The organism is Myxococcus vastator (genome assembly GCF_010894475.1).
In the GTDB taxonomy this organism is placed as follows: Bacteria; Myxococcota; Myxococcia; order Myxococcales; family Myxococcaceae; genus Myxococcus; species Myxococcus vastator.
This window is the reverse complement of record NZ_JAAIYB010000469.1, coordinates 1-6,298: the sequence shown is the minus strand read 5'-3', so window position 1 is coordinate 6,298 and position 6,298 is coordinate 1. Positions and strand designations below refer to the sequence as shown.

The 6,298-nt window shown below is 69.7% G+C and carries 3 protein-coding genes and 1 pseudogene; all 4 read left to right on the top strand.

All coding sequences use genetic code 11. The features are described 5' to 3' along the window. Positions 1–898 (top strand): annotated as a pseudogene (locus tag G4D87_RS31560) (caspase family protein); the annotation flags it as partial. An 11-nt stretch (positions 899–909) separates the two neighbouring features. After that, complete coding sequence (locus G4D87_RS31555) at positions 910–2,772, top strand: DUF7151 family protein (RefSeq protein ID WP_240358763.1); 1,863 nt, start codon at positions 910–912, stop codon at positions 2,770–2,772. A gap of 46 nt (positions 2,773–2,818) precedes the next feature. Further along, positions 2,819–4,234, top strand: coding sequence for a DUF7151 family protein (locus G4D87_RS31550; RefSeq protein ID WP_163786406.1), 1,416 nt, complete (start codon positions 2,819–2,821; stop codon positions 4,232–4,234). A gap of 37 nt (positions 4,235–4,271) precedes the next feature. Then, on the top strand, positions 4,272–6,143 hold the full coding sequence (locus G4D87_RS31545; RefSeq protein ID WP_240358762.1) for a DUF7151 family protein: 1,872 nt from the start codon (positions 4,272–4,274) through the stop codon (positions 6,141–6,143). Positions 6,144–6,298: the final 155 nt, after the last annotated feature.

Here is a 6,298-nt window from a genome sequence, read left to right as displayed (position 1 = left end):
GCCCCGGCGTCCGCTGGTGGGCCCCGCGCCAAAAGGTCCCAGCCTCCCGCTGCCCGCCGGGCTCGAGCACTCGCGCATCTCCGTCGAGGACTCGGACGGACGGCGGCTGGCCGACGTGCGCCGCTCCGAGGACCAGTACGTGCTGCTGCGCCTGCCCGAGCGCGACGTGTATTGGATTCGCACGCCCACGCAGGAGGCCCGCATCACCCTGGCCGAGCTGTCCACCCACGGCATCATCGACCTGGGCGACCGGGAGCTCCAGGAGCGCGGCCCCGCCGAGGAGGCCCTGCGCAAGGGCTTGTTCGCGGTGCCGCTCGACAAGGACTTCTACGAGCGCTACGTGGCGCTCTCCGGGCTCGCGCCCGTGGGCATATCCCAGGCGTTTCCCCCCAGCGCGGGCGGCGCCTTTCCGCGGTTCATGGCGCGGCGGCCCGACACCTCCACGGGTTGGGACTTGGGCTGGACGGGGCAGCAGGCCCCGCTCGGGATGAACACGCTGGCGACTGGCCCCACGGTGACGTGGCGGCGGGAGGCGCCCCTGCCCTCGCTCTACTACGGCGCTCGCGCCAGCTATGGCCTGACGCCGCTGGCGACTGATGACATCCGCACCCACCGGGGCGCGCTGCTGGGGCTCCTGGGCGCGCGGGCCCCGGAGCGCCTTCGCATGCCGCTGTTCCTGGAGGCGGGCGCGGGCTGGGGCTTCCTGGGAATCACGCGCGGCCCCGTGCGCATGGGCGACCCCACCGTGCTCTCCACGTACACCGCCGCCGGGGTGACAGGAACACTGGCGGGCGTGCGGCTGCGGCTGGCGGCCACGTTCACCTATGACCGCGTCACGCTCGACAACAGCAATCACTGGGACCGCGCCTTCGGCTTCGAGCTGGCGCTGCGCCGCTGAGGGACCTGTTCATGAGATGCATGTGGATGGCGGTGCTCGTGCTCGTCACGGGGTGTGACGGCATCGAGCTGGACCGGCTCGTCGAGCAGCACCCGCCGCTCACCCGGCTGGTCCCCGAGCCCGTGGGCGCCAACTGCGCCCATGGTGGCCATTTCGTCCGCACGGGGCTGGACCGCAATGACAATGGGGTGCTCGACGACGACGAGGTGACGCGCACCGAGTACGCGTGTGTCACCTCCGTCCCAGGTGTGCTGGTGCGCGTGCAGGACGAGCCCCCCGGGGAGAACTGCACCCAGGGCGGCAAGGTGTACCGCGCGGGCCAGGACACGAATGGCAATGCCGAGTTGGAGGACAGCGAGGTCAGCCGCCAGGTCTACGGCTGTGCCAGCTCGGAGGCCGTGGTCACCCGCGTGCGGGCCCGGGAGCCGTTCGTCTTCCCCTGCGGGGAGAGCGGCGCCGTGGTGGAGGCAGGGCAGGACCCGAATGGCAACGGCGTGCTGGATGACTCGGAGGTCCGCGCGACGTCCACCCTCTGCGTGCTCCCCTCCGAGGTTCGGCTGCGCCAGTCCCCTGCTCCCGCGGGCGATGCGTGCCCCACGCCCAGCACGCGGGTGGACGTGGGCACCGACGCGGACGCGGACGGCCTGTTCGAGGACGAGGAGGTGATGTCCTCCCTGTTCGTGTGCCAGCCCCTGCACACGCTGGACGGCAACTACTTCGTGCGCAACGCGGTGGACCTGGTGGCGCTGGAGGGCATCTCCCGCGTCCGCGGCAACCTCTCCTTCGACGCCGGGTCCGCCACGGCGGCCGTCCTCCCCGACCTGATGCAGGTCGAAGGCGCGCTGGAAATATTCGACACGTCGCTCGAACGTCTGGAGCTGCCCTCGCTGCGCCTCGTGGGAGGCCCGCTCACCGCCGCCAGGAACCCCGCGTTGACCACGCTGACCCTCGGCAGCGGCAGCCGCGCCCCGCTCTGGGTCTGGGGAGAGTTCAGCCTGGTGTCCAATCCGTTGCTCCCCACGCTCGTGGGGGTGAGCGCGGTCCTTCCCAGCAGCAGCATCCTCCTGCGAGACAACGCTGCCCTCGAAGAGGGTTCCTTCACGTTCGTCTCCAGGCACCTCGGCTCCATCACCCTGGAAGGCAACGCGAAGCTCTCCACCCTTCCCTTCCGGAACCTCGAGTGGGTGGGCGGCTCCCTGAACATCATCGGGAATTCCTCCTTGAGCAACCTGAGCGGAACGGTGTTGCAGCAGGTCGTGGGAGACCTGGTCATCGGGGACAATCCAATCCTGACCTCGTTGTCTGGCATGCCGGCGCTGACGTCCATTGGCGGTGGCCTCCGCGTGCGGGACAACGCCAACCTGCGCTCGGTCGAAGGCCTGAATGAGCTCACCCAGGTGGGGACGCTCGAGTTCGAGCGCAACCCCACGCTGGAAGCCGCGGGGGAGTTCCCCAAGCTGGCGCGTGTCACCTCTGGCATGCGGTTCAATGACAACGCCGTGTTGAAGGACTTGTGGGGACTCGAGCGGGTGCAGAACAGCGGGTTCCTGTTCATCGGCAACAACCCACGGCTCTTCCGGCTGATGGGCTTCGACCGGCTGCTCTCGCTGAAGGTGCTGACCTTGGAGAACAACGCGAGCCTCACTGACTTGTCGGACCTCATCCTGCTCCAATCGGTGGAGGAGCTGTATGTGCTCTCCAATGAGAACCTGCTGCGCCTGGACCTGAATGCCCTGGAGAGCGTCACCCACATCTTCACCGTCACGGAGAACCCCCGGCTCCCCACCTGCCTGGCCGTGTCGCTCGCCGCGCGGGTCAACATGGGCGGCGCGCCGGAGATTCGCGGCAACGACAGCTCGGCCTCCTGCGATTGAAGGCCTCCCGGCGGCACCTCCCGTCACGAGGAAGAGAGAAGCACCCATGCGATGGACCTGGATGGCGGTGGTGCTGCTGGCGGCGGGCTGTGACGGCATCGACCTGCGCAAGCTCGTCACGCAGCACGAGGCACGCACGCGGGTGGACCCGGAGTCGGCTGGCGACCACTGCCCGCTCGGCGGCAGGGCCTTTCTCGCGGGCCTGGACCTGAACGACAACGGCGTGCTCGACGACGGCGAAGTGACGAGCACCGACTACGTCTGCTCCACGCCCACGCCCGGGGTGCTGGTGCACCTGCAGGAACTGCCCCCCGGCGAGCAGTGCCCCCACGGTGGACACGTGTCGCGGGCGGGCCAGGACGTGAATGGCAACGACCTCCTGGAGGACGGCGAAATCACCCGGGAGGTGTATGGCTGCGCCGAACCCGCCTCCAGGCAGGTGCTTCACCGCACCCGGCATCAGCCTCCGGGAGTCCACATCCCCCCGTGGCTCTGTAGCTGGGGCCGCACCTGGGTGGAGGCGGGCCCTGACGCGAACGGGAATGGGCTGCTGGACGACGACGAGGTCCGCGCCATGGAGAGCGTCTGCATTGAACCGGCCCGGCTCATGGTCACCCAGGCTCCCGAGTCCGCCGGCACCACCTGCCCCCAGGGAGGCGCTCGCGTCCAGGCTGGCGTGGATGAGAATGGCGATGGCGTGCTCGGAGGCCCCGAGCTTCACATGACGGCCTTCGTCTGTGAGGCCCTGCACACGTTCTACGGCGACTACACCGTGCGGACCCCCGCGGACCTCGCGGCGCTCCAGCGCATCTCCCGCATCCAGGGCTCGCTCGTGCTCAGTGACACGTCCCTCACCGAGCTGCGCCTGCCAGGGCTCGCGGTGGTGGACCGCTCGGTGCGCCTCTTGAACAACCAACTGCTGACCCAGGCGGAGCTGACAGGCCTGCGCTTCGTGGGCGACGACTTCGAGGTGTTTTCCAACCCCGCGCTGAGCACGCTGCAAGCCGGCGGCGCCGACCACCAACGGTTGTTCGTGGGACGGGGCCTCGTCGTGAGCAACAACGGCCAGCTCCGCGGCCTGAGCGGCCTGCTGAGCGTGTCGCCTCGGGTGAATCTGTTGCTGGTGGACAACGCTGCCCTGGAGTTCAACCCCGGAGAGGAGTCACCGCTCCTCGGCGTCGACAACCTCATGGGCTCGCTCACCGTCGCTGGCAACGACGCGCTGCAGGCGCTCCCGCTCTCCAATCTCTTCCATGTCCAGTCACTTCGAGTGACGGACAACGCGAGCCTCGTCCAGCTCGGCCTGACCGCGCTGCACCAGGTCGGCCAGGCCTTTGAAGTCACGGGCAACCCCGAACTCCCGTCATGCCTCGCGACGTCGCTCGCGGCCTCCGTGTACGCGGGCGACGCCGGGCAGCTCCACATCAGCGGCAATGACGACACCGCCACCTGCGGTGAGTGACGCGCCGAAAGGTTCATGAGCGATGCGATGGATGGGGATGTGGACGCTAATCCTGGCCGCGGGGTGTGACGGCATCGACCTGCGCCGGCTCGTCGAGCAGCACGAGGCGCGCACCCGCGTGGCCAACGAGCCCGGGGGCCCGAACTGCGAGCACGGAGGGAAGGCCGTGCGCTCGGGGCTGGACCTGGATGACGACGGCGTGCTCGACGACGACGAGGTGACGGGCACCGAGTACATCTGCGCCACGCTCTCGCCGGGCGTCCTGGTGCGCACCCGGCAGCTTCCTCCCGGCGCCCCCTGTGCGCTGGGCGGGCAGCTCACCCTGGCGGGCACGGACCTGGATGAGGACGGCCTCCTCTCGGATGACGAGGTGACGCGCGAGGTCCACGGCTGCATGGAGCCGGCGCCCGTCGTCGCCCGCGTCCGCCCGCTGATGACCCACCCCTTCGTCTGCCGGTACGACAACGCGCTCATGGAGGCCGGCGTGGACCTCAATGGGAACGGCGTGCTCGATGAGGACGAGCTCCGGGCGGCGGCCCGCTTCTGCGCGGACCCCGTGGTGACGCTGCTGCGCCAGCGGCCAGAGCCCGCGGGCCCGAACTGCACCACCGGCGGCACCTGGGTGGAGGCCGGAGTGGACGACAACCGGAACACGGTGCTCGACGACGCCGAAATCCGCGCGTCCGCCTACGTGTGCCAGCTGTCGGCGACCCATGACGGGACGTATGCGGTGGAGGACGTGGCCGACCTGGAGGCGCTGAAGTCGCTCACCAGCATCCGCGGCGACCTCAACATCGAGCACACGGACGTCACGGCGGTGGTGCTGCCCGGCCTCGCCTCGGTGGAGGGCTCGCTGAACATCCACGGCAACTCGGGGCTGACGCAGGTGGACCTGTCGGGGCTTCGCTACGTCGGGGGGACGTTGAGCATCAGGGGCGGCGACCCGCTCAGCGAGCTGCGCATCGGACCGCAGACGCCGGAGGCGCTTCCGCCCGTTCGCGTCCACAGCCTGACGCTCAACACGCTCCCTGGCGTGTCGACCCTGAGCGGCCTGGCCGCCGTGGCGCCCCGCTTCGACCTCACCCTGTGGAACACCGGTGTGCTGTGGAGCCCTGGCATGTTCCCCCACGTCCAGGTGCTGTCGGGCACGCTCACCGTCCACCAGAACGCCGCGTTGGAGCAACTGCCGCTGTCCCAGCTGGCCCAGGTGGATGGGAGCTTCATGATTTCGGCCAACCCGATGCTCCAGTCCCTGGAGGGCCTGGGCCTGCTGACGCGGATTGGCGGCGTGCTCGACATCTCCAGCAACAACGCCCTCACGCACCTCTCCGGCCTGGAGCACCTGGCGGTCGTGAAGGACCGCGTCAACGTGACGAACAACGCCCGGCTCCAGGAGGTCCGCTTCGATGCCCTCTCCGAAACCGGAACGCTCGCCGTGGCGGGCAACGCGGTGCTGGAGCAGGTAGGCCCGATGCCGTCGCTGCGCCGGGTGCACGGGGACGTCGCCCTGGAGGAGAACCCCCGGCTGCTGCGCGCGACGGACCTGCCGGAGCTTCAGAGCATGGGAGGCTCCCTGCTCGTCACCCGCAACCCGCTGCTGACGGACCTGTCTGGCTTCCAGCAGGTGACGTGGCTGCACGGCCTCTCCGTCACGGGCAACGGCGCGCTGGAGCACCTGGGGAGCCTGGGCTCGCTCCACAGCGTGGGCACCCTGGAGGTGCGGGAGAATGCGGCGATGACGGCGCTGCACCTGGACGCACTCGCGCGCGTGCGCGACGCGTTCATCGTCACGGACAACGCCGGGCTTCCGTCGTGCTGGGCCACGATGCTCGCGGACGACGTCTACACCGGGCCGGCGGAGGAGCGCCTCATCGGGAACAACGACAGCGTCACGCCTTGCCACCTCTAGGCTGGCCGGAAGCGCGCGGCCCGGGACGGTGCTTGCCCGTGTGGGAAGCGCGGTCCTACAGTGTCGGCCTTCACCAAGGCCGCCATGACGACCCCGAGTCCACCGGCGTCGAGGGAGTCCGCTTCACCGGCGCTCGCCCCGACTCCTGTCTCTTA